General features: G+C 41.1%; 26 protein-coding genes. 15 read left to right on the plus strand and 11 right to left on the minus strand.

The features are described from left to right. From IMZ31_RS06115 to IMZ31_RS06125, 3 genes are all read left to right on the plus strand, one after another. Positions 1-1,677 (plus strand): acyl-CoA dehydrogenase family protein, encoded by a 1,677-nt coding sequence (locus IMZ31_RS06115; protein ID WP_207529677.1) that lies wholly within the window; start codon positions 1-3, stop codon positions 1,675-1,677. A gap of 430 nt (positions 1,678-2,107) precedes the next feature. Continuing rightward, entirely contained in the window at positions 2,108-3,019 is a 912-nt protein-coding gene (murB, locus tag IMZ31_RS06120; RefSeq protein WP_207529678.1) for a UDP-N-acetylmuramate dehydrogenase, read from the plus strand. Between the two features lie 153 nt (positions 3,020-3,172). Next, positions 3,173-3,457 (plus strand): hypothetical protein, encoded by a 285-nt coding sequence (locus IMZ31_RS06125; protein ID WP_207529679.1) that lies wholly within the window; start codon positions 3,173-3,175, stop codon positions 3,455-3,457. Positions 3,458-3,529: 72 nt separating this feature from the next. Here the strand turns inward: IMZ31_RS06125 and IMZ31_RS06130 are convergent, their stop codons facing one another. Next, positions 3,530-3,688 carry a hypothetical protein gene (locus IMZ31_RS06130; protein WP_207529680.1) on the minus strand — a complete coding sequence of 53 codons (159 nt, stop codon included), beginning with the start codon at positions 3,686-3,688 and terminating at the stop codon, positions 3,530-3,532. Positions 3,689-3,879: 191 nt separating this feature from the next. Between IMZ31_RS06130 and IMZ31_RS06135 the strand changes: the two genes are divergently transcribed. The 3 genes from IMZ31_RS06135 to IMZ31_RS06145 all read left to right on the plus strand — a co-directional run bounded on the left by IMZ31_RS06135 (position 3,880) and on the right by IMZ31_RS06145 (position 5,245). Next, on the plus strand, positions 3,880-4,404 hold the full coding sequence (locus IMZ31_RS06135) for a GNAT family N-acetyltransferase (protein ID WP_207529681.1): 525 nt from the start codon (positions 3,880-3,882) through the stop codon (positions 4,402-4,404). A gap of 25 nt (positions 4,405-4,429) precedes the next feature. After that, positions 4,430-4,813 (plus strand): VOC family protein, encoded by a 384-nt coding sequence (locus IMZ31_RS06140; RefSeq protein WP_207529682.1) that lies wholly within the window; start codon positions 4,430-4,432, stop codon positions 4,811-4,813. A 102-nt stretch (positions 4,814-4,915) separates the two neighbouring features. After that, on the plus strand, positions 4,916-5,245 hold the full coding sequence (locus tag IMZ31_RS06145; protein WP_207529683.1) for a SunI/YnzG family protein: 330 nt from the start codon (positions 4,916-4,918) through the stop codon (positions 5,243-5,245). Positions 5,246-5,325: 80 nt separating this feature from the next. Here IMZ31_RS06145 and IMZ31_RS24705 read toward each other — a convergent pair whose 3' ends face one another. Together IMZ31_RS24705 and IMZ31_RS06155 are read right to left on the minus strand one after the other, a co-directional pair. Beyond that, positions 5,326-5,502: a YjcZ family sporulation protein gene (locus tag IMZ31_RS24705; protein ID WP_305849403.1), complete on the minus strand. Its 177-nt coding sequence runs from the start codon at positions 5,500-5,502 to the stop codon at positions 5,326-5,328. Positions 5,503-5,605: 103 nt separating this feature from the next. After that, positions 5,606-6,451 (minus strand): protein-glutamine gamma-glutamyltransferase, encoded by an 846-nt coding sequence (locus IMZ31_RS06155; protein ID WP_207529684.1) that lies wholly within the window; start codon positions 6,449-6,451, stop codon positions 5,606-5,608. Positions 6,452-6,663: 212 nt separating this feature from the next. Here IMZ31_RS06155 and IMZ31_RS06160 point away from each other — a divergent pair, with 212 nt between their 5' ends. Further along, positions 6,664-7,122 carry a hypothetical protein gene (locus IMZ31_RS06160; protein ID WP_207529685.1) on the plus strand — a complete coding sequence of 153 codons (459 nt, stop codon included), beginning with the start codon at positions 6,664-6,666 and terminating at the stop codon, positions 7,120-7,122. A 299-nt stretch (positions 7,123-7,421) separates the two neighbouring features. Here IMZ31_RS06160 and IMZ31_RS06165 read toward each other — a convergent pair whose 3' ends face one another. The 3 genes from IMZ31_RS06165 to IMZ31_RS06175 form a co-directional block, all read right to left on the minus strand. Next, positions 7,422-7,586: a YfhE family protein gene (locus tag IMZ31_RS06165; protein WP_207529686.1), complete on the minus strand. Its 165-nt coding sequence runs from the start codon at positions 7,584-7,586 to the stop codon at positions 7,422-7,424. A 347-nt stretch (positions 7,587-7,933) separates the two neighbouring features. After that, positions 7,934-8,341, minus strand: a complete 408-nt coding sequence (locus IMZ31_RS06170; RefSeq protein ID WP_207529687.1) for a hypothetical protein — start codon at positions 8,339-8,341, stop codon at positions 7,934-7,936. Continuing rightward, entirely contained in the window at positions 8,334-8,543 is a 210-nt protein-coding gene (locus tag IMZ31_RS06175; protein WP_036781582.1) for a helix-turn-helix transcriptional regulator, read from the minus strand. The genes IMZ31_RS06170 and IMZ31_RS06175 overlap by 8 nt, the downstream gene beginning before the upstream one ends. Positions 8,544-8,757: 214 nt before the next feature. Here IMZ31_RS06175 and IMZ31_RS06180 point away from each other — a divergent pair, with 214 nt between their 5' ends. From IMZ31_RS06180 to IMZ31_RS06190, 4 genes are all read left to right on the plus strand, one after another. Further along, complete coding sequence (locus IMZ31_RS06180; RefSeq protein WP_207529688.1) at positions 8,758-9,540, plus strand: phosphatidylserine decarboxylase; 783 nt, start codon at positions 8,758-8,760, stop codon at positions 9,538-9,540. 112 nt (positions 9,541-9,652) lie between these two features. Then, positions 9,653-9,778 carry a hypothetical protein gene (locus IMZ31_RS24615; protein WP_256438023.1) on the plus strand — a complete coding sequence of 42 codons (126 nt, stop codon included), beginning with the start codon at positions 9,653-9,655 and terminating at the stop codon, positions 9,776-9,778. A gap of 42 nt (positions 9,779-9,820) precedes the next feature. Next, positions 9,821-10,171, plus strand: a complete 351-nt coding sequence (locus IMZ31_RS06185; protein WP_207529689.1) for a DUF2200 domain-containing protein — start codon at positions 9,821-9,823, stop codon at positions 10,169-10,171. Positions 10,172-10,318: 147 nt separating this feature from the next. After that, a complete protein-coding gene (locus tag IMZ31_RS06190) occupies positions 10,319-10,507 on the plus strand; it encodes a hypothetical protein (RefSeq protein WP_207529690.1) in 189 nt (62 codons plus the stop codon). Between the two features lie 135 nt (positions 10,508-10,642). Here the strand turns inward: IMZ31_RS06190 and IMZ31_RS06195 are convergent, their stop codons facing one another. The 3 genes from IMZ31_RS06195 to IMZ31_RS06205 form a co-directional block, all read right to left on the minus strand. Beyond that, positions 10,643-11,176: a DUF4352 domain-containing protein gene (locus tag IMZ31_RS06195; protein WP_207529691.1), complete on the minus strand. Its 534-nt coding sequence runs from the start codon at positions 11,174-11,176 to the stop codon at positions 10,643-10,645. A gap of 180 nt (positions 11,177-11,356) precedes the next feature. Then, positions 11,357-12,556 (minus strand): ABC transporter permease, encoded by a 1,200-nt coding sequence (locus IMZ31_RS06200; protein ID WP_207529692.1) that lies wholly within the window; start codon positions 12,554-12,556, stop codon positions 11,357-11,359. After that, positions 12,549-13,256: an ABC transporter ATP-binding protein gene (locus IMZ31_RS06205; protein WP_207529693.1), complete on the minus strand. Its 708-nt coding sequence runs from the start codon at positions 13,254-13,256 to the stop codon at positions 12,549-12,551. Before IMZ31_RS06205 ends, IMZ31_RS06200 begins: the two co-directional genes overlap by 8 nt. Before the next feature lie 363 nt (positions 13,257-13,619). On the opposite strand from IMZ31_RS06205, the gene IMZ31_RS06210 reads away from it, so the two are divergent. Then, positions 13,620-13,982 (plus strand): DUF948 domain-containing protein, encoded by a 363-nt coding sequence (locus IMZ31_RS06210; protein ID WP_207529694.1) that lies wholly within the window; start codon positions 13,620-13,622, stop codon positions 13,980-13,982. Positions 13,983-14,125: 143 nt separating this feature from the next. Further along, the gene (locus IMZ31_RS06215; RefSeq protein ID WP_207529695.1) at positions 14,126-14,665 is read left to right on the plus strand and encodes a TetR/AcrR family transcriptional regulator; all 540 of its coding nucleotides are present in this window, start codon (positions 14,126-14,128) and stop codon (positions 14,663-14,665) included. Between the two features lie 51 nt (positions 14,666-14,716). On the opposite strand, the gene IMZ31_RS06220 is transcribed toward IMZ31_RS06215, so the two are convergent. Both IMZ31_RS06220 and IMZ31_RS06225 read right to left on the minus strand, forming a co-directional pair. Further along, on the minus strand, positions 14,717-15,121 hold the full coding sequence (locus IMZ31_RS06220; protein WP_207529696.1) for a carboxymuconolactone decarboxylase family protein: 405 nt from the start codon (positions 15,119-15,121) through the stop codon (positions 14,717-14,719). 17 nt (positions 15,122-15,138) lie between these two features. Continuing rightward, the gene (locus IMZ31_RS06225) at positions 15,139-16,686 is read right to left on the minus strand and encodes a BCCT family transporter (RefSeq protein WP_207529697.1); all 1,548 of its coding nucleotides are present in this window, start codon (positions 16,684-16,686) and stop codon (positions 15,139-15,141) included. A 380-nt stretch (positions 16,687-17,066) separates the two neighbouring features. Between IMZ31_RS06225 and IMZ31_RS06230 the strand changes: the two genes are divergently transcribed. Together IMZ31_RS06230 and IMZ31_RS06235 are read left to right on the plus strand one after the other, a co-directional pair. Continuing rightward, positions 17,067-17,957, plus strand: a complete 891-nt coding sequence (locus tag IMZ31_RS06230) for a beta-keto acid cleavage family enzyme (RefSeq protein ID WP_207529698.1) — start codon at positions 17,067-17,069, stop codon at positions 17,955-17,957. A gap of 2 nt (positions 17,958-17,959) precedes the next feature. After that, positions 17,960-18,907 carry a 3-hydroxyacyl-CoA dehydrogenase NAD-binding domain-containing protein gene (locus tag IMZ31_RS06235; RefSeq protein ID WP_207529699.1) on the plus strand — a complete coding sequence of 316 codons (948 nt, stop codon included), beginning with the start codon at positions 17,960-17,962 and terminating at the stop codon, positions 18,905-18,907. Positions 18,908-18,914: the final 7 nt, after the last annotated feature.

The raw sequence follows: 18,914 nt of genomic DNA on the forward strand, positions 1-18,914 counted from the left end.
TTGAACTATTATCGTGAAGATCCGAATTTATCGTTTATTCTTGATCAGTATTTAGAGGATGATTTTGCCGAGTGGGCGAAGCAGGAGCTTGATGAATATGGCGAGCTTTGTGGAACTGAAATTGATGAGCGTGCAGCACACACTGACCGGGAAGGGCAACCGAAGTTAATCAAATACGACAAAATGGGGAACGACATTTCTTATGTGTGGGTAAATGACGGGTATAAGAGGACTATACAGCAGACGTATGACCGCGGAATCGTTGGGTATGTGCATAAGCCGATTCCGGAGCTAGGACAAAAAGGCAATTACATTTATTCGTATGCGCAAGGGTATCTTCTTTCTCATACAGAGCCTGGGTTTTACTGTCCTGTTACGTTAACAATGGCAACCGCCTACTTAATCGATCATTATGCCAGCGATGAATTGAAGAAGAAATACTTGCCTCACGTACTCTCGACAGGGGACGTGGAGTTGTATGAAGGCGCAACGTTTCTGACTGAGCGACAAGGTGGATCAGATGTTGGAGCGAATGAAACAACAGCGATTAAGGACGGAGAGGTGTACCGTCTTACTGGTGAGAAGTATTTTGCCAGTAACGCAGGCATGTGCGGTGTGGCTATGGTACTTGCCAGAAGAGAAGGAGACGGCGATGGATCTAAGGGGCTTAGCTTATTCCTTGTGCCTTGGAAAGATAAAGAGCAAACGGCAGAAGGCATATCCATTCGTCGTTTAAAAGACAAATTAGGTGTCAGGGCCGTTCCATCAGCTGAGGTGGAATTTAAAGGAGTGAAAGCCTACCTCGTAGGTGAACCGGAGCGTGGCATCTATTACATGATGGAAGCTTTGAATCTATCGCGTGTCTGTAACGCTGTTGCTTCGATCGGTATTATGCAAAGAGCCTATCTTGAAGCGAAGCAATACGCCTACGACAGGGTCGCGTTCGGAAGTCCATTAAAAGAATTTCCGATGGTTCAGGATACACTTGTCTCGTTAAAAGCAAAGCAAGAAGTCGAAACGAGCAGTGTCTTTAAGCTTATCTCCTTATTTGACAACATTGCCAATGAGCCAGAGAAAGCTTCCAAGCGAGGCATTGCTTTTGAGCGCCTGCTGATCGCCATTTTGAAAAAAGAAACCGCCGAGCAGGCCATTCACTTCTGTCACGAAAGCATCGAAATGCACGGGGGTAATGGTTATATCGAAGACTTTGTCATGCCTCGTCTTTTACGCGATGCCCAGGTGCTTACCGTTTGGGAGGGAACAGCCAACATCCTCGGTCTTGAGGTGTTAAAGCTGATGAAGAAATTTCAGGTTCACAACGTTTTCATAGAGGAGATGAAGTCTTCTTTAGACGCCTTACCAGCCAACCTTCAATCACAACGAGCACTTGTCTATGAAAAAGTAGAAGAGCTAGATCAAGAGATTAGTCAACTCTTTTCATACACTGAAGAGGAGCAAACGTTTTATGCCAAGCACCTGGCAGAGAAAATGGCTAGGATTTTCGAGAGTGTGGTGGCTCTTGAAGATGCAGTCAAAGGAGGAGCGCGTAAGACAGCTGTTGCTGAAGTGTTCTTGCAGAAGACTTGGAAGAAAGGTGAGTTGGACATAGACCGAAAGTCATTGACCTACTTTAATTTAATTGTAGAAGGAAAAGAATCAGAGGTAGGGGTGAAATAGAAATGGGATGGAGGGACAGGTACCTTGTCCCGTTTACCTTTAGCATAGGTGAGGGATAACCAAACGGACAAGATGCTTAAGCATTTTGTCCGTTTTTATATATGGTGGGTAAAACGTTTTATTTTGAGACTCGAAGGGGCATGAAACTGTCCCTATGTCCCAGGATTTGATAAGGAATTTGAAGGTATGTCATTTATAGACTGTTGAAGTATGATATTATTTTATGTAGTGAGATAATATTGGAGCATACATATGCTTTCTTGCAGAAGGTGTTATACTTAAGATTGGTTCCAATTATTATTATTATTATTTAGATGGAACTGACTTACGAAAGAAGTTAGAGATGATTAGAATTCAATATGATTGTGAACAAAGAAAAAATATGTTCATAATATAAACTAGACGAATGAAACAAAAGGATTGAATAGATATGACAAAAATGAAATGGTACGATGATCTTTCAAAGTTAATTAACGTGAACCATGTAAAAAAAGATGAACCGTTAAGAACCTACACATTCACCAATACTGGCGGAGAAGCGGATATTTTGGTCTCCCCTGAGAGTAACAACGAGGCAGGAGAGGTATTGGCCTATTGCTATGAAAACGAAGTGCCTGTAACGTTCCTTGGGAATGGGTCGAACATGATTATTAAAGATGGTGGCATTAGAGGTGTCGTTCTTTTCTTAGGGAAGATGAAGGACATTAGTAATAATGGAAACAAAATAACAGCTCAAGCTGGTGCTAAGATTATTGATGTTTCTAGATATGCTTTAGAGAAAAAGCTTACTGGATTGGAATTTGCATGCGGAATCCCTGGCACAACAGGCGGAGCCCTCTATATGAACGCAGGAGCATACGGTGGCGAGGTTTCCGATGTGCTTGAAAGCGCGGTTGTCGTTACGGATAAAGGAGAGCTTCTAGCCGTAAGTGCTGAAGATCTTGGATTAGGTTATCGAACAAGTAACATCCCTGATCGGAACTTACTGGTATTAGAGGCTACCTTCGCATTACAAGAAGGGGAGTATGACGTCATTAAGGAAAAGATGGATGATTTGACGTTCAAACGTGAATCCAAACAGCCTTTAGAATTCCCTTCATGCGGCAGCGTCTTTAAAAGGCCTCCAGGCTATTTCGCTGGTAAGTTAATTCAAGACAGTGACTTACAGGGCGTTCAAATTGGCGGCGTAATGGTTTCAACGAAGCACGCTGGGTTTATGGTGAATGTCGGTGGAGGAACGGCAACGGATTATGTGAATTTAATCAAACACGTTCAGAAAACCGTTAAAGAGAAGTTCGGTGTAGACCTTGAAACAGAAGTTAGAATTATAGGTGAAGATTAAAAGGTAAAGAGCCCTGGGCTCTTTACCTTTTTTATGTATGGATTACCCTAAAACAGGAGAGCATACCTGAAATTTCTTCAACATATACATAGTAGAATCTAAGAAATATCACGTTGAACTAAATAAGGAGATTCAATTTTGGAGGTTAAAGAAATGAAACGTGTACTAAACCTGTTAGGACTAGGTTTTACAACTCTTATTATTGCCACGGTGGGCTGTGCCCTGGTTTTTGGGTTTGTGGTGAGTGCTTTTCTTCTACTAATAGCAGGGATTCTTCGCACGTTTGGCATGGAATGGATTCAGATGAATATCGGAGCTTGGGAGGTTCCTCAGGCATTCAGTTTGCCTGTAGCTTTGGGGGTGTCGATTCTTTTGTGTGCAGTGGCTTTTGGGATCTGGAAGGGTTTGAAGAAATATGTAATCTGGGTGAGGGGGTAAGCCTCTGAATGATCTTTATAATAGGTGTTAAGAAAGACGCCATAACTATGTTGGCGTCTTTTTAGTATGTTGTTAATTCCTCATCGATCCAGCCTCACGAGACGTCATATCTCCGATTCCGGCTTCTAAGTCCTTTTGAATGTCTTGTTTTACTTTCTGAGGATCTGTTCGGGCAAAGCCTTTTTTCATTGGGGATTTCGCATTTTCTTTAGATGATTTGTTTGGTTTCATATAATCTCTCCTTCTTAAGTTGATCCCTTTTATTGTTGAACCAAAGTTGACTCGGTATGCATAAAGGGTTTGGCTACTAAATGAAACGATACTTTAAAACTTTAGGAAAGAAATAATTTCCAATTCAAAAGTTTCATGCCCTCATCCTTTGTGATAAACTAGTGAAAATTTACCAAAAGGGAGAGGGCCAAATGAAACAACATCTCAAACTAGTAGAACCATCAATTGAATTACAAGCAGCTTATCAATCTTACTATAACGAATGGGTAGAAAGCGGAGAGAACATAATCCCATTTGTCCTACAGAAGGACCCAACAGACTTTGAAGCGATGCTTCTGTATTTACAAAATAATTCTAAAGGCATTGGTCAGCCTGAGGGATGGCTGCCTGACTCTACCTTTTGGCTAACGAATGAGTACAACCGCATACTTGGAATCGTAAATATTCGCCACGGGTTAACGGAGTTTCTCAAGAAAAGTGGTGGCCACATTGGTTACGGCATTCGTCCGTCTGAACGTCGTAAAGGGTATGCGACAGCTATACTACAACTCGCGCTCGAGAAAGCGAAAGAACTTGGTATTCAAGAAGCGTTGGTTGTATGTGATGCGGATAACGAAGGATCGATGAAAACGATCTTGAATAATGGGGGCGTACAAGATGCAGATCATATCGAAGAAAATGGGAATGTCGTGAAGCGGTTTTGGATTGGGGTCTAAAAGAATGCTATAAAGGAGCCTACATATGAACTTTCGAGAGTTTGGGTTGATTCTGTTTACGGAGAAGTATGAAGAATGTATTTCTTTTTATAAAGACCTTCTTCAGTTGCCTGTAAGGAACGTAAAAAGTACACTCGTTTCTTTTGATCTCCCGCACGGTTATTTGATGGTCGAGCAAGGTGGGGTTGGGAGTGATGTGGAAAAGGCGAGAAATCAAAACCCCACTGTTGTCCGTTTTGATGTGGAAGACTTGGACGAGGAAGTGCAACGGTTAGAAGAGCGAGGGGGATCGTTCAAAGAGAGAAGGCTAGAATTTGAATGGGGAACGATTGCTGTTTTATCAGATCCTGATGGGAATCGGATCGAGATTGGAGAGTTAAATGATTCTAGCGCTTCTGTTCGATCATAGCTTAATAGGGTTAGAGAATAGAGGCAAATTTCCACTTCTCATAAAATCGATTGAAACGATCATTTATTTAAACCGTAGATACTATAAAGGAGGGTGCGAAGCATGACAATTCTTTGGATAGGTCTCGGTTTGCTCGTATTTCTAATGATCGTTTACTTCTTTCAGGTACGTTGGAAAGTAAAAGGTGATGTTTTAGAAGTAAAGCACCTTTTCTCTCGTGTGACCATTCCGCTTCATGAAATTATAAAGGTAGAAGAATCGGAATACTTTGCGGGCCCAGGGGATGCTATTATTATAGGAATACCAGGTCGAATTAATGACCGTTTAGTGCTCACGACTACATCTAAGAAGTATTTACTTGCTCTTAATGGGTATGGGAAGTTTGTGAGAGATCTAGAGCAGGCCAAATCGGACATACAATTTAATCTTTAAAAGACAAAGGGACATGAGCAATCGATACTCATGTCCCTTATATTAGCGTATTTCACTTTTTATTTTTGGGTAATCATTTATTAGCAGTTGTAATAACAGCAAGCGCCAACAATGATTAACAGGATGAACAACACAACAATTAAAACAAACGTGTTGTCGTTACGGCAAGGCATCATTCCGTAAGAAGGTCCCATATAAGCAGGAGCCACATTTGAAGGGGCATTTACATTTGCAGGTGCGTTAACATTACCATACATATTCATTCTTCCTTTCAGACTAGTTATTTGTCACTACAGTATACGCACCTATTTCAATTTCGAGCCCGTCAACCTCAAAAATGGGTACATGTCACGGTTTCGATCATGAATTGCGATTTCCTTTAGAGAGATAGTAAATATGTTGAATGAGCGAGATGGATATTTTGTTGTGGTGGATTGATAGGAGTGGAACAGTAGGTAACACATTTCTATACGTATTCGAATAAGGCATGAAACGATCGACAAGTAAACGCGTGACAGAGCTTGTTAGATAAGCAGATCGTTGACTCCCTTCATATCTCTTACTATTTAGGAATTCAATCATCCCTTCGGTTGTTACGATGTTAATACCATGTCCAAAAAACTTCCCACCGCCCATCGCGACTGCATTTTCTCCTCTATAATTTGCGTTTTCACGATCATAGTCCGGATTATTAAAATAAACTACATCCCCAGGCAAGAAATCATTGGCATAATACGTATAAGTCCCGAGGTCAGGATCTGTATTCCAGCTGTATAGGTAAAGGTTCTGAAACAAGCGATTAAATGAAGATGCCCCAATACTTTTCATAACAGCATGATAAAAAACTATGACGCAAGCAGTCGCGCATTCATAAGCATAAAGGGAACTATTGTTATAGATATCTTGAATGGCGTCAGAAGGAAGGACATTGGGCTTGATTAAGAATCCGCCAGCCGGCGTCAAATACCAGTAATCAGGATTACAGGCAGCCGACCAAAACCCTCGAAACGTAGCTTCCCCTTCGCTCATCTCTTCTGCACTTTCTATTGTGTTTTTCCGAACTTGTAAATCAAATACTAATTCATTCATGGAAGAATAAGAGTATACTTCACTCGAATTTTGCATTCGCTCTATAATTTCGTTCTCCAAAGGACCAATGTTCACCTGAGGATTAGATGGATATGGACTTCCTGATACTTGTAGCAAGAAGATTCCCCATTTCGTGCTTTTATTTTTACTTATCTTATTCGGGGATAGGTTTAAAGATGTGCTATTCAGTTCATTTACGGAAAGAGGAAGAAAATGCAATAAGAAGGAACCATTTGTATCAGAAATCGTATATAAAGAAAAGGTAATCTAATACAAATCGTTATTAATCCTGTGAATGGATAGCGTGCTACTAAAAGGTGGGGGATGCAATGAGTGGACCGGAATGGGATCTACATAAAGTAAAACGAATGAGAAAGAGGTTACTAATCCAGTCTAATTTAATCTTTATATTAATGCTTGGGCTTTTTGTTACTTATTTATTAAACAAGGATTATTCAACCTTGTCTCTTTTGATTATATTTTCCGTGCTTTTTTGGGTCATTTCAGGGAATGAGCTGTTTAAACTTGTGAAGGGAAAGACGTTTGGGACAAAGGAAGCAAAGTATGTATACGCTTTTGAGAAAGATCGGATAGGAGAAAAACAGTGGGAACAAAGAACATGGGCAGGATTTATAATTGTAACTATAGTAAGTGTTGTATTTACTGTAAGCATATTTTTAGTAGATTTACACTCTTTTAGAATCGACTCTATTGGTGACCTTCTCCCTTTTTTAGGAGTCTGGGTCGGTACTAATATAGGGCAGATCATTAGAATGAATAATTTGTAGTAACGCAAGAATATGGATACATTTTTCAATTTAATCTTGAATGTAAAGATTATTAAGTAAAAAACTAAGTAATTTAAGGGTGTAGCCATAATATTAAGTCTTTGTCGGGGGACTAAGGGACAGGTCCATCGTCCCGATAAATAGATTAATAGGGAGAGGGAGCGGTTTGAAGAAAAAGGGGATCTTTATAGCTCTACTATACTCTCAGGCATTGGAATTTTTGTTTCGATCTTAGAGAAGATATTGAGTAAAAACCAAAAGCAGCCTGTCTCCAGGCTGCTTCTTTACATGTAATCCCTTTACGGTAACTGAGGGTTACTATTTTTGGCTTCTTGTAATTTTGGTTTACGATAACCGCCAGCAATGTCGGCTTTCTTAAATTCTTTAGAATAGATTACTTCTTTTGCTGCTGATGTATCGTATTCTCCTCCTCCGACAGGCTGGTATTGTGATCTCTTATACATTGATCTCATCCTTTCTGTTGGAATTCGGTGTACAGTTATTGCTTTCCCAATGTGAATGGGAGTAAAACATAAGATTTTGTCTTTTTGAAGAGAGGGACAAAAAGCTACCCATTTTTAAGGTTATCTTTTACCATGGTAGAAGTAACACTAGCACACAGAATCTCTGACAAGCATTCATGCCCATTAAAAGTTCCATATATTAACCCATAGCTTTACGAAATATTTCAGCACTCCTTTTATAATTTTAAAAGGAGTAACCACTATTTCAGATAAAAAAGGTTTCAACGGTCCTTCTGGCTTAGGTTCGTGATCTCCACTCATTTTTCCACCCTTTCATTTACGTTTTCTTACATTCTAAGGTCATAGTATCTCTTCACAATAGGCCGGACCGCAATTCTTATTATCAATAAGGAAAAGAGTAGGGTTTGGGCTATTATGGATAATTGTAAGTAAATAGATAGAATGGCGGCGATTACAATAAAGGCATCCATAATTAAATTGACGGCCTCGCCTGACTTAGCATTGATTAGTACATTTCGTTCATCGTACTTTTCAATCTCACTACGTTTCTTCCCTGTAGCTGTTTTTGTGTCCCGTATATGCCTTATGTAGACTTCTATCGAAATTCCAGCTAATGCAACGCCTAACCCAGCCACTCCAAATGGAAGATCCTCGACTAGTCCGTAAATAAATGTCGCTAAACCAGTTGTGGCTAACGCAATCATAACGATTAAATTTCGTACTCCACTATTCATTGTCATCATCCTCTTCAAAAGTAAATAGATCCTCAATGCGCACGTTAAATATCTTGGCAATCTTATAAGCTAAAAGAACAGAAGGATTGTATCGCCCCTTTTCTAAAGAAATGATCGTTCTTGAAGAAACAGAAACTAAATCTGCTAGTTCTTGTTGAGTTATGTTGGCTTCTTTCCTAAGACTTCTAATATGGTTTTTCAAACACTCATCACCCTGAATAAAATATGAAGTATCTTTCACATGAAGTTTATTTCATGTGAAGTTAACTTCATAATATAGTAACTGGTATTTTTAGTCAATCCTTTTTGCGAAATATTAGACATAAACGAAGTCTTTGGTTCTCTTTTTAAAAGAAAGGAAATAAGGGAAATCTGGTCTGTAACGAGAAAAGCATCGTTTAACAGGAGGAGCCAACATGAGAAAACTGGTGTATCGCGGAGTTATTCGTCTCTTCAATAATAAAGTGATTGGTAGCTTTCTTCAGAATATGAGTCAGGCTTCCATAAGTAAGAGTTTGATTCCTTTATATGCAAAATGGTTTAAGATCAATGAAGAAGAAATAGAGAAGAGCCGTAAAGAGTTTACTTCATTAGAAGATTTCTTTACCAGGGAACTAAGAGCAGGTGTTAGGCCTATTGAGGGGAGTGAGAATGAATTTATTAGCCCGGTAGATGCCAAGGTGGAGCAATTCGGAGGGGTAAAGAGTTCCTTAATTGAGGTGAAAGGCGTTACCTATTCTATAGAAAATTTATTAAAGGATGAGGAAATGAACGAACGGTACAAGGATGGGCTATTTGTTGTCCTGTACCTTAGCCCGGCTGATTATCATCGCATTCATTCTCCCGCTGAAGGCGTAGTTACGAAACAATACGAACTTGGTGGGAATTCTACTCCTGTGAACAAAGTAGGACTCACATTAGGGAAATCGCCCCTTTCGACGAACTACAGAATTGTTTCTGAACTACAACAAGAAGACGGAACACGACTTGCAATCGTGAAAGTGGGAGCGATGTGGGTGAACACCATTGAACTGACACATCCTTCTTCTCACGTTAAGAGAGGGGAAGAGGTCGGCTATTTCTCCTTTGGCTCAACGGTCGTTCTGTTATTTGAAAAGGATAAGGTCAGGCTTCACCCTGCCTTAAGACGATCCTCCTCTATTCGAGTGGGAGAACCTTTAGCTATAAAGCTAGTTTAGTCAGCAACTGGTTAAGCATGCGAAAGTATGAAGGTATGCTTGTATTTATAGAGAATAATAAAAAGTAGTGAGGATGTTATGAATATAGTTATGTAATCTCGGGGGGGATAGTATGATTGAACGGATTGATACGATCTGTCTGAAGGTTAAGGACGTAGAGAGATCTACGGTAACCGGCTGCAAGTTTGCAATTTTGAATAAACGTATAAGCTTCTTTACCTATGAGTGGCAAGTGTAAGGATGTATAACCACTAACAACATAAGAGAGGAAGAATAAATCATGCCAAAACACAAGATCTATACAATGAGCTTCAGTAGCGTATACCCCCATTATATTAAGAAAGCAGAGAGAAAAGGACGGACTAAAACAGAAGTCGATGAAATCATTCGTTGGCTAACGGGGTACGCTCAGGAAGACTTAGAAGCACAGCTGGAAAAGCAAACTGATATTGAAACCTTTTTTGAAGAAGCACCTCAACTCAATCCTTCACGTGCCATGATTAAAGGGGTGATCTGTGGTGTGCGGGTAGAAGAGATTGAAGAACCACTGATGCAGGAAATTCGCTATTTGGATAAGCTGATTGATGAGTTAGCGAAGGGAAAAGCGATGGAGAAGATTTTGCGTAAATGACATAATCGGAGGGGGAGAGGTATGCCCTTTTAACCAAGTAATAAAAACTTGCAACTCCCTATCCTTAGAGAAGATTTGTGCGAATAGGAAATTATTGTTAGAATATTATGTGAGAGATGTAATTGTGGAAATAAAGGGGGTACCCACATGGTTTGGTTAATCATTATCCTCAGCCTTCTCGGTTTCGGGGCACTGGTTGATTATATTGCCAAGAAGAGAAGCTTGAATGTAGGATCAGATGATGGCATCAAAAACGCCTCGTACTCCGAACAAGTTTATGTAGAAAGCTCATTACATCAGATGAAGCACGGGAACGATACTGATGGTCCTATTTAGAGAAAAAATTCTATTCACATAGTTAAAGAGAGACCAAATCATAGCGATTTGGTCTATTATTAGTGTGGAACAAGGGGACGGGGCCGTTGTCTCATCGAGTATTTCGGTCCCAAACCTTCTACATGTTTCCTTCATCTATAAGTCACTTTCATTGATTTCCCAACTAATCCATCTAGGATGTTCTAATAATTTGAACATTAGCTCATAACCATCCGCTTCCTCTACATCAAAAGCAATCTCACCGTTTAGTGAACCTCCTGGAGGTAATTCACCTTCAGCCTCTCCTTTAGTCTGAGGAAAAACAGTATGTTCTTGTTTATCCCCTTCGTTATTATACATATCGAAATTCATTAACACGGAAACATGCTTTTCTTTATCGCCAGTGTTTTCAATGGTAATATCTGCAATAATAAATTTATCGTTTTCAGGCTCCATTGCACCTTTAGTGGTTTCTCTGACGCTATGTAATGTGAGTTTTAGATCGCCTTGTTTTATAGTTTCCCCTTTGTAAGTCTTTTCGCTAGTATTCTTATTGCTGTTCTTATCATTTGGTATACTTTTATAAACCTTTTCTTCACTGGAGTTTTTTGCTTCACTTTGAGCACAAGCTCCCATAAGTACAACTGTAATCGATAGAGAAACAATTAGCCAAATCTTCTTAATCACCATATTTATCTTCATCTCCCCTTTTATATACTAATTAACGCTGAAGAAGCTTAAGTTTAACAGAAATATAATTTGAAGGAAATGTAAACCATTTAACGTTTACCCTATAAGCTTTATTCCAAGTTTACATTGAGAAGCAAAGTACAATACGGGTGCGTATATTAGCTCAAATTTTTAATTCTCTCACTGGTAGATATAGCCGAAAGCAACCAAACCTCCCAAAGTGACAATCAACCACACCGGTGATAAGTACACAAATGTTAAAACAATCGTTATAACCGTCATGAAAGGCACACTTATAAAAAGAATGCTTTTCTTCGAGGATAAAGTCAGGTCCTTCTCTCTCCAACTATACATTTTAAAATAAGAACTGCTTTGGAAATACATCCATAAACTCTTCGCAATGCTAACAAAAGCAAACAATGAGAATACCCAAAGGAATAGGCCGATCCACACACTGTCTACAATCACAAGGAAAACAGTTAGCAAGACGCATAACTGGATCAATGTCAGAACCATGCCTCCGTCTCGGAGCACCGATTTGATAAAAGTTTCTGTTAATACATTGTGCGGGGAACGGTTTTTAAACAGTGGCTTTTTGAAAGGCACATACTTCTTAGTTGGCTTAAACGTAACAAGTTTTGCATGGCCGTTTTGCCACAATAGAAGCTTGGTCCATTTGTGGTTCGCTTCTACATCGTAAGCTACTAAAGAAAAGAATTTACGCCCTCTAAAGATCGCCTGTTTGTAGGTAAGAACAAACAGAAGAATGGCTAAGAAGAGTAGAACTAGAAGCATTCCTTCTAAACGTAAGTTCAAATAGATCTTCCATAAAGATAGGTAACTGAGCAATAGAAGGCTGTACGATAGGAGTAAATAAACAAGTGACATCCCATTGATCTTCAGCACTTTTCTAACCATGACAAAGACCATATTCCAGACTAGTACATATCCTCCTAAACCGGTTATTTCCACTGTAGAAAAGCCATGGCCCATTTTAAACACAGGTAGAAAAATCACCATCATAACTATGGTGAATAGCGTCACTAGAAAAGTCGTGTAGAATAGGCCGAGAATCGTACCTCTTTTCAAAACGGACTTGTTTTGAACTAAGTATAGTTGATCTCCATTATGTATAAATGATTTAAGGTCATATAAAAAAGAAGAGAGAAAAACAATCAACAGAACGACTTCAATTGGCAGCTGTGCTAAATACTCAGGGGATTCACTCCATAAAGACCTATAGTAGGCGACGAAGATTGCAAGGGCTGGTGCAAGTATGTACAACACGACTACCCAATCCACCACAGATCGAATCGTTTCCCACAAATGCTTGTAGTGTAACCGTAATCTGGATAAAAATAAGCTTCTCGCTTTAATCATGAGAACTCTCCAGTATTTCATAAAAACAATCGAGTAAAGATGTACCTTCTGGTTTGTTGGCGTACGAAGTGATTGTCTTCATATCTCCCTGCGTAATAACTGTCCCTTGAGCCATAAGAATAAATCGATCGCATAGTTTCTCAGCACTGTCTAAAACGTGCGTAGACATAAGGATAGCGGCGCCATCTTCTCTCTCTGAGATCAGCAAGGAAATCAAATTCTTCGTTGCAATCGGGTCTAATCCAATAAACGGCTCATCGATGATGTAGATATCTGGTTTCACCATGGCACCTAAAACGATTAACGTCTTTTGCTTCATTCCTTTTGAGAAATGGATAGGTAATTGGTTTATATACGAACGTAATTGGAATGTTTCTAGCAATCTATTAGCATTCTCTTTCCAAACGGATTCAGGCAAGTGGTGAGAAGCTGCCGCAAACTCCAAATGTTCCCACAGCGTCAAATTTTCATAAAGAATCGGTTCCTCTGGGATGTATGAGATTTTATAGCCATCAGGATAGGTGACTTCACCCTTAAACTCATCCATTACGCCTAAAATCGTTTTAATTGACGTACTCTTACCTGCGCCATTAGGTCCCGTTAGCCCCACAATCTCTCCTTGGTTTACTTCAAATCGAACATCTCTGACATATAAGTTGTTTTTGTTATATCCTGCTTCATGGATTGTGACTGAAAGCAAGCCAGTGCACCTCTCTTCATTGTCTATGAAATACAATAACTTACAATAGTGTATCAAATGATACTAGATTTACATAATATAGAAAGAGTCTATTGTAGGTTCAATCTTGTTTTGGAATAATTGGTACCATCAACAGGCAGATGTTCACTACAAAAAACCTTCTAACATTTAGGGGGATTGGATGGAACTACAAGGACATATTCACTGGATCGCAGCATTTTATCGGAAAGTGTAGGGGGTGTCTTTTGCTAAAAATGAATAAGAAGGCATTAGAAACCTCCCATACTTCCACAGATCTATTAACGAAGGAATGTCCGCCCCCTCCCTCTCATAGACTTAGATAAGAGGAGGGAGGTGGTCTGAATGCTTGAGTGGAGTATTGCAATTGGAGCCATTGCGTTTGTTGTTCTCGTCGTTTATTTGGTTTTGACATTACGAAAAGTGATGACAACACTTGCAGAAACAGAGGAGACGCTGTCTGACGTGCGAAAATCCGTAAATGGGATTACAGAGGAGGCAGAAGAACTGCTAAATGAAGCCAACCAAATCTCGGTTGATGTAAAAGGAAAAATGGAAGCCGTTGATCCTTTAATCGAGTCCGCTCATGATGTGGGGGATATGATCCACGAGGTAACAAGCTCAATGAAAAGGACTGCTTTGGATAAGAATGATCGGAAAACCGTTCGGACTCAGGAGAGTCAGCCGGTGCAAATTAAATTAAAATGATGAGGAAGAGGCTGGGGGAACCGGTCTCTTCTTTATTAGTGAGCTTCCAACGGCAAGTTTCGGCACAAAATTGAAATCCCAGTCAACGACTGATACTATAAAAACAAACAAAACCAAAGCACTAAAACAAATGAGGGAAGAAAATGCCAAGAGAGTCAAAGCGGGATAAGATTTTAGAAGCGGCTGCGCTGATTGTGAAGGAGCAGGGTAGTGATGCTTTGACGTTGGATGCCGCAGCGAAGAAAGCGGAAGTGAGTAAAGGCGGATTGCTTTATCACTTTTCGACGAAAGAGACCCTGGTGAAGGGACTTGTTCAACATATGAATGACCTTTATCGTGAGAATGTCGAAGGACTTGTTGAAAACGATCCAGAAGAAGCAGGGAAATGGGCGCGTGCTTTTATCGAAGTAATGCGCGATAAGAGTGAAGAGAACCGTACCATTAGTGCCGGCATGCTAGCCGCACAAGGGATTAATCCTGAGCTCATGAAGCCACTTCAAGATACATACGAAAACTGGCAGGAGCACATGGAACATGATGGGCTGGATGAAGTCGATGCAACGATCACCCGTCTTGCCATCGATGGCCTGTGGCTTTCTGAGATCTTTGGATTAGCGCCACTTGATCCTGAGCTCAGGGGAAGGGTACTTGAGCGGTTGAAGAACCAGACATATAAAAAATAAACTATAAAAAAGTCACCAGCTCAACATAGAGCTGGTGACTTTTTTTAAGTTTTAGGCCATCGCTTTTTCTTCCGTACGTTCTGAAAATACACGCTTCGCTTGTTTAACCGCATTAATAACAGAAGGAAAGCCGAGGTAAGGGATGAGCTGGATCATCGCTTCAACAATCTCTTCTTCTGATAATCCTGCATTTAACGCCGTGTTAATGTGCAGTTCGAGTTGCGGCAAGCTTCCTTCCCCTTGTGTAATAAGGCTTGAGAGTACTGTTAATGCACGTTGTTTCTGATCCAGGTGGCTACGGTTGTAAATGTCACCGTAGGCGAATTCTACAATATATTTACCGATATCAGGAGCAATGGAGTCTAAGTCTTTCATTAAGTCAAAGTGGCTTGTCCCTTTTTCCTGATCGGTGTATGAGTTTAGTGCTTTTAATCCTTTTTCATAGCGTGTTGTCATGGTGTGAAATCTCCTTTTTATGCAGCTTCGTCTTGCTTCTTCTTGAGTCTTTTTTCTTTATCTTCATTAGCCATCTTAATAAACGACCATCCTAAGATCGGCAGGATAACAAGCAGTGGGAAGCCGCCGATAATGCTAATCGTTTGGAGCGTCTTCAGTCCGCCTAAGTACATGAAGATCATAGGAAGAACAGAAAGGGCAAGGGCCCAGAATAGACGATTCCAGCGAAGCGGTTCGTCTTCAACGTGCTTCTGTACAACTGATGCGATGACGTAAGAACCGGAGTCGTACGTCGTGGATAGGAAGATAATCGCTAGCACGACAAAGACAATAATTGCAAATGTAGATAACGGCAACTGTGTGAGCGTTCCGATGATGGCAGCTGGTGCTCCCTGGTTGTTTAACGTTTCAATAACCGGATACTGTCCGCTTAACTCAAGGTACATGGAGTAGTTTCCTAGAATACCGAAGAACAGAACTGTTCCAAGGCTACCGAATAGGACCGTACCGAATACAACCTGGCGAATGGTACGTCCTTTTGAAATGCGGGCGATGAATAAGCCAACGAATGGTGCGTATACAATCCACCATGCCCAGTAGAAGACCGTCCAGCCTTCAGGGAATCCGGAGCGTTCGAATAATCCTAAGTCATTAAATGGTTCTGCCCATGTACTCATGCTGAAGAAGTTGTCCATCATGCGCCCAAGGGATGTGACCGTCGTTTCTGTCATAAACGTTGTCGGTCCAACGCTGAAGATAAAGATTAATAGAGCAAATGCTAACCATAAATTAATGTCACTTAGTACGCGAATCCCTTTTTGCAGTCCGGAATAAGCGCTTAGTCCAAAGATTAACGTACAACCAAATAAGATAATCGATTTCGTCATGATATTGTTCGGAAGTCCAGCTAGGTGATTCAATCCTTCTGAAATGATCGGCGCAGATAAGGCAAGACCTGTACCGCCTCCGCCTAGTAGACCGAACATAAATAGGATGTCAACGAGTCTCCCTAGAAATCCGTCCGTGTGTTTCCCTAATGCAGGGCGACAAGCTTCACTGATTTTGAATACATTGGTTTTCCGTACAAAGAACATATAGCCGATTGGCAGGGCTGGTATGGCGAACATCGCCCAGGCAATCGGTCCCCAGTGGAAGAATCCATACGTAGACGCCCACTGAATCGCTTCTTTTGAGCCAGGCTCAAGACCAAATGGAGGTCCTTGGTAATAATAGGCCCACTCAATAACGCCCCAATACAGAATTCCTGTACCAATTCCACTTGTGAAGAGCATCGCTGCCCAGGAGCTTGTTCTAAACTCAGGCTTCGTATCTACATCGCCAAGTTTGATATCTCCATAACGACTGACTCCTACAAAGAGTAAGAACATAAGCATCAGTAATCCTACCGTTAAGAATAGGAATCCTAAGTTTTGTGTTACGACATCATTTGCCGCTAGCACAAGTTTCTTCCCTTGCTTCGGAAAGACCATTAGAGGTACCGATACAAATATCAGTAATGATAAGGCACCCCAGAAGGTTTTCCAATCCATTAATCTATTCGTCACAAAAATTCCTCCTTAAATTTCTTCTGATACGTATTCGTTTGTTTGCCATTGAAAACTGTACTATCCAGACGGTTCACCTTTCAAAAAGAGGATTGGGTAGGAAATAAAAGCATTTAAGAGATTATACGAGATAAAGACATACTCAAGTGAAATTCCAACTGATTTTCGTAAAATTTATATGCATTAGACTGATTGTACAGTTTGTTTTGTATAACATAAAAATTTTAATTCCTTTTAAATGCTGAATTGAAGACGTTTTTGGGATGTGTGAGGAGTATTTTTATTGAAAAACGGTTTGAAACTAAACAGTCCAGATGGTATAGTTTTGGCTAGTTGATCACAACAAAACAAAAAACGAATTCAAGAGGAGGAACTTTTGAATGAACAATAAAGTACTATTAACTTCCGCTGTAACAGGTGCGGGAGACACGATAAAGAAAAACCCTAACGTTCCTGTAACACCAAAGGAAATCGCAGAGTCAGCTATTGAGTCAGCAAAGGCCGGGGCGACGGTTGCCCACGTTCACGCTCGTGATCCGAAAACAGGAGGCATCAGCCACGATGTGGAGCACTACCGTGAAATTGTTGACCGCATTCGTGAGTCTGAAACAGATGTCATCATTAATATCACATCAGGCGGCGGGGGAGATTTTATCCCGAGCTTACAAACGCCAGCTGCTGGTGGTAATGGCACGGATATTCAAACGCCAGCGGAGCGTCATGAACCGGTAGGCGAATTGCTTCCTGAAATGTGTACACTGGATTGCGGAAGCACGAACTTCGGCAACATGATCTACATGAGCCCGACCGATTGGCTGCGCGATCAGGCGAAGATGATTCAAGAGAGTGGAGTAAAGCCAGAGCTTGAGTGCTTCGATACCGGCCATATCCGTTTTGCCAATCAGTTGGTGAAAGAAGGGCTTATCGACGGCGATCCGATGTATCAATTCTGCTTAGGCATTCCTTGGGGCGCTGCAGCGGATGCTGAGACAATGCTTTATATGAAGAATCGCATTCCGGACAATGCGCACTGGTCGGCATTTGGAATTGGACGTATGCAAATGCCAATCGCTTCTCAAACAGCTCAGCTAGGTGGAAACATCCGCGTTGGACTAGAGGACAACATTTATCTGTCAAAAGGTGTACCAGCAACGAACGAACAGCTTGTTGAGAAAGCTGTGAACATGCTTGGTGGACTAGATTTAGAGCCAATGACACCACAAGAAGCACGCCAATATCTTAATCTACGAAATCCACATGGAGGGAAGTAATTATGACAAAAATTGCAGTAGTCGGAACAGGAGTTATCGGAAACGGATGGATTGCACGCATGCTCGCTCAAGGGTATGACGTTGTTGCAACAGACCCAGCAGAAGGAGCAGAAGAGCGCATGCGCCGTGCGGTTGACCATGCTTGGCCTCATGTTGAAGCGCTAGGCTTAGCCGAAGGAGCTTCGAAGGACCGTCTAACGTTTGAAGCAGATCTTGCTGAAGCGGTGAAAGATGCGGACTTCATTCAAGAAAACGTACCTGAAATCGAGGAATTGAAGCAAACGGTTCTACAAAATATCGATAAATATGCGAAATCTGATGCCTTAATCGGATCTAGTACGTCTGGGATTATGCCATCAGAACTTCAGGCGAACTTAGAGCACCCGGAGCGTGTTGTTGTTGCTCACCCGTTCCATCCGGTTTATATCTTGCCACTTGTTGAAGTTGTGCCAGGGAAGAAGACGACGAAGGCATTCGTTGCAAAAGCGAAAGCATTCTATGAAGGCATTAACATGAGCGTACTGATTGTTCGCCATGAAATTGAAGGCCACATTGCAGACCGTTTACTAGAAGCGATCTGGCGCGAGTCTCTTCATATTGTCAATGAAGGCATTGCCACAACAGAAGAAGTAGACAAAGCGTTCACACACGGAGCAGGTCTTCGCTACGCGCAGTACGGACCTTTCTTAACGTTCCACTTAGCTGGAGGCGAAGGCGGAATGCGCCACATGCTGAAGCAGTTCGGCCCAGCACTTAAAAAGCCATGGACGAAGCTAGAAGCACCAGAACTTACAGATGAACTGTATGAAAAAGTCGTTTCTGGTTGCGAGGAACAATCAAGCGGCATGACGATGGCAGAACTTGACCAGAACCGCAACGAATTTTTAATTAAGTTGTACGACCTTGTGCAGGAATACTGGCCACAAGAAACGACGAAAACTCATGTGTAAAGGAGAG

This window comes from Pontibacillus sp. ALD_SL1, assembly GCF_017355605.1.

What these genes read in the sequence shown, in the direction of transcription:
- IMZ31_RS06210 (WP_207529694.1), top strand. Translation starts at nt 13,620, where the DNA reads ATGCTTGAGTGGAGTATTGCAATTGGAGCCATTGCGTTTGTTGTTCTC.
- IMZ31_RS06165 (WP_207529686.1), bottom strand. Translation starts at nt 7,586, where the DNA reads ATGTATAAGAGATCACAATACCAGCCTGTCGGAGGAGGAGAATACGAT.
- IMZ31_RS06140 (WP_207529682.1), top strand. Translation starts at nt 4,430, where the DNA reads ATGAACTTTCGAGAGTTTGGGTTGATTCTGTTTACGGAGAAGTATGAA.
- IMZ31_RS24705 (WP_305849403.1), bottom strand. Translation starts at nt 5,502, where the DNA reads ATGTATGGTAATGTTAACGCACCTGCAAATGTAAATGCCCCTTCAAAT.
- murB (WP_207529678.1), top strand. Translation starts at nt 2,108, where the DNA reads ATGACAAAAATGAAATGGTACGATGATCTTTCAAAGTTAATTAACGTG.
- IMZ31_RS06220 (WP_207529696.1), bottom strand. Translation starts at nt 15,121, where the DNA reads ATGACAACACGCTATGAAAAAGGATTAAAAGCACTAAACTCATACACC.
- IMZ31_RS06135 (WP_207529681.1), top strand. Translation starts at nt 3,880, where the DNA reads ATGAAACAACATCTCAAACTAGTAGAACCATCAATTGAATTACAAGCA.
- IMZ31_RS24615 (WP_256438023.1), top strand. Translation starts at nt 9,653, where the DNA reads ATGATTGAACGGATTGATACGATCTGTCTGAAGGTTAAGGACGTAGAG.
- IMZ31_RS06200 (WP_207529692.1), bottom strand. Translation starts at nt 12,556, where the DNA reads ATGATTAAAGCGAGAAGCTTATTTTTATCCAGATTACGGTTACACTAC.
- IMZ31_RS06130 (WP_207529680.1), bottom strand. Translation starts at nt 3,688, where the DNA reads ATGAAACCAAACAAATCATCTAAAGAAAATGCGAAATCCCCAATGAAA.
- IMZ31_RS06170 (WP_207529687.1), bottom strand. Translation starts at nt 8,341, where the DNA reads ATGAATAGTGGAGTACGAAATTTAATCGTTATGATTGCGTTAGCCACA.
- IMZ31_RS06160 (WP_207529685.1), top strand. Translation starts at nt 6,664, where the DNA reads ATGAGTGGACCGGAATGGGATCTACATAAAGTAAAACGAATGAGAAAG.
- IMZ31_RS06190 (WP_207529690.1), top strand. Translation starts at nt 10,319, where the DNA reads ATGGTTTGGTTAATCATTATCCTCAGCCTTCTCGGTTTCGGGGCACTG.
- IMZ31_RS06180 (WP_207529688.1), top strand. Translation starts at nt 8,758, where the DNA reads ATGAGAAAACTGGTGTATCGCGGAGTTATTCGTCTCTTCAATAATAAA.
- IMZ31_RS06185 (WP_207529689.1), top strand. Translation starts at nt 9,821, where the DNA reads ATGCCAAAACACAAGATCTATACAATGAGCTTCAGTAGCGTATACCCC.
- IMZ31_RS06125 (WP_207529679.1), top strand. Translation starts at nt 3,173, where the DNA reads ATGAAACGTGTACTAAACCTGTTAGGACTAGGTTTTACAACTCTTATT.
- IMZ31_RS06195 (WP_207529691.1), bottom strand. Translation starts at nt 11,176, where the DNA reads ATGGTGATTAAGAAGATTTGGCTAATTGTTTCTCTATCGATTACAGTT.
- IMZ31_RS06215 (WP_207529695.1), top strand. Translation starts at nt 14,126, where the DNA reads ATGCCAAGAGAGTCAAAGCGGGATAAGATTTTAGAAGCGGCTGCGCTG.
- IMZ31_RS06235 (WP_207529699.1), top strand. Translation starts at nt 17,960, where the DNA reads ATGACAAAAATTGCAGTAGTCGGAACAGGAGTTATCGGAAACGGATGG.
- IMZ31_RS06145 (WP_207529683.1), top strand. Translation starts at nt 4,916, where the DNA reads ATGACAATTCTTTGGATAGGTCTCGGTTTGCTCGTATTTCTAATGATC.
- IMZ31_RS06230 (WP_207529698.1), top strand. Translation starts at nt 17,067, where the DNA reads ATGAACAATAAAGTACTATTAACTTCCGCTGTAACAGGTGCGGGAGAC.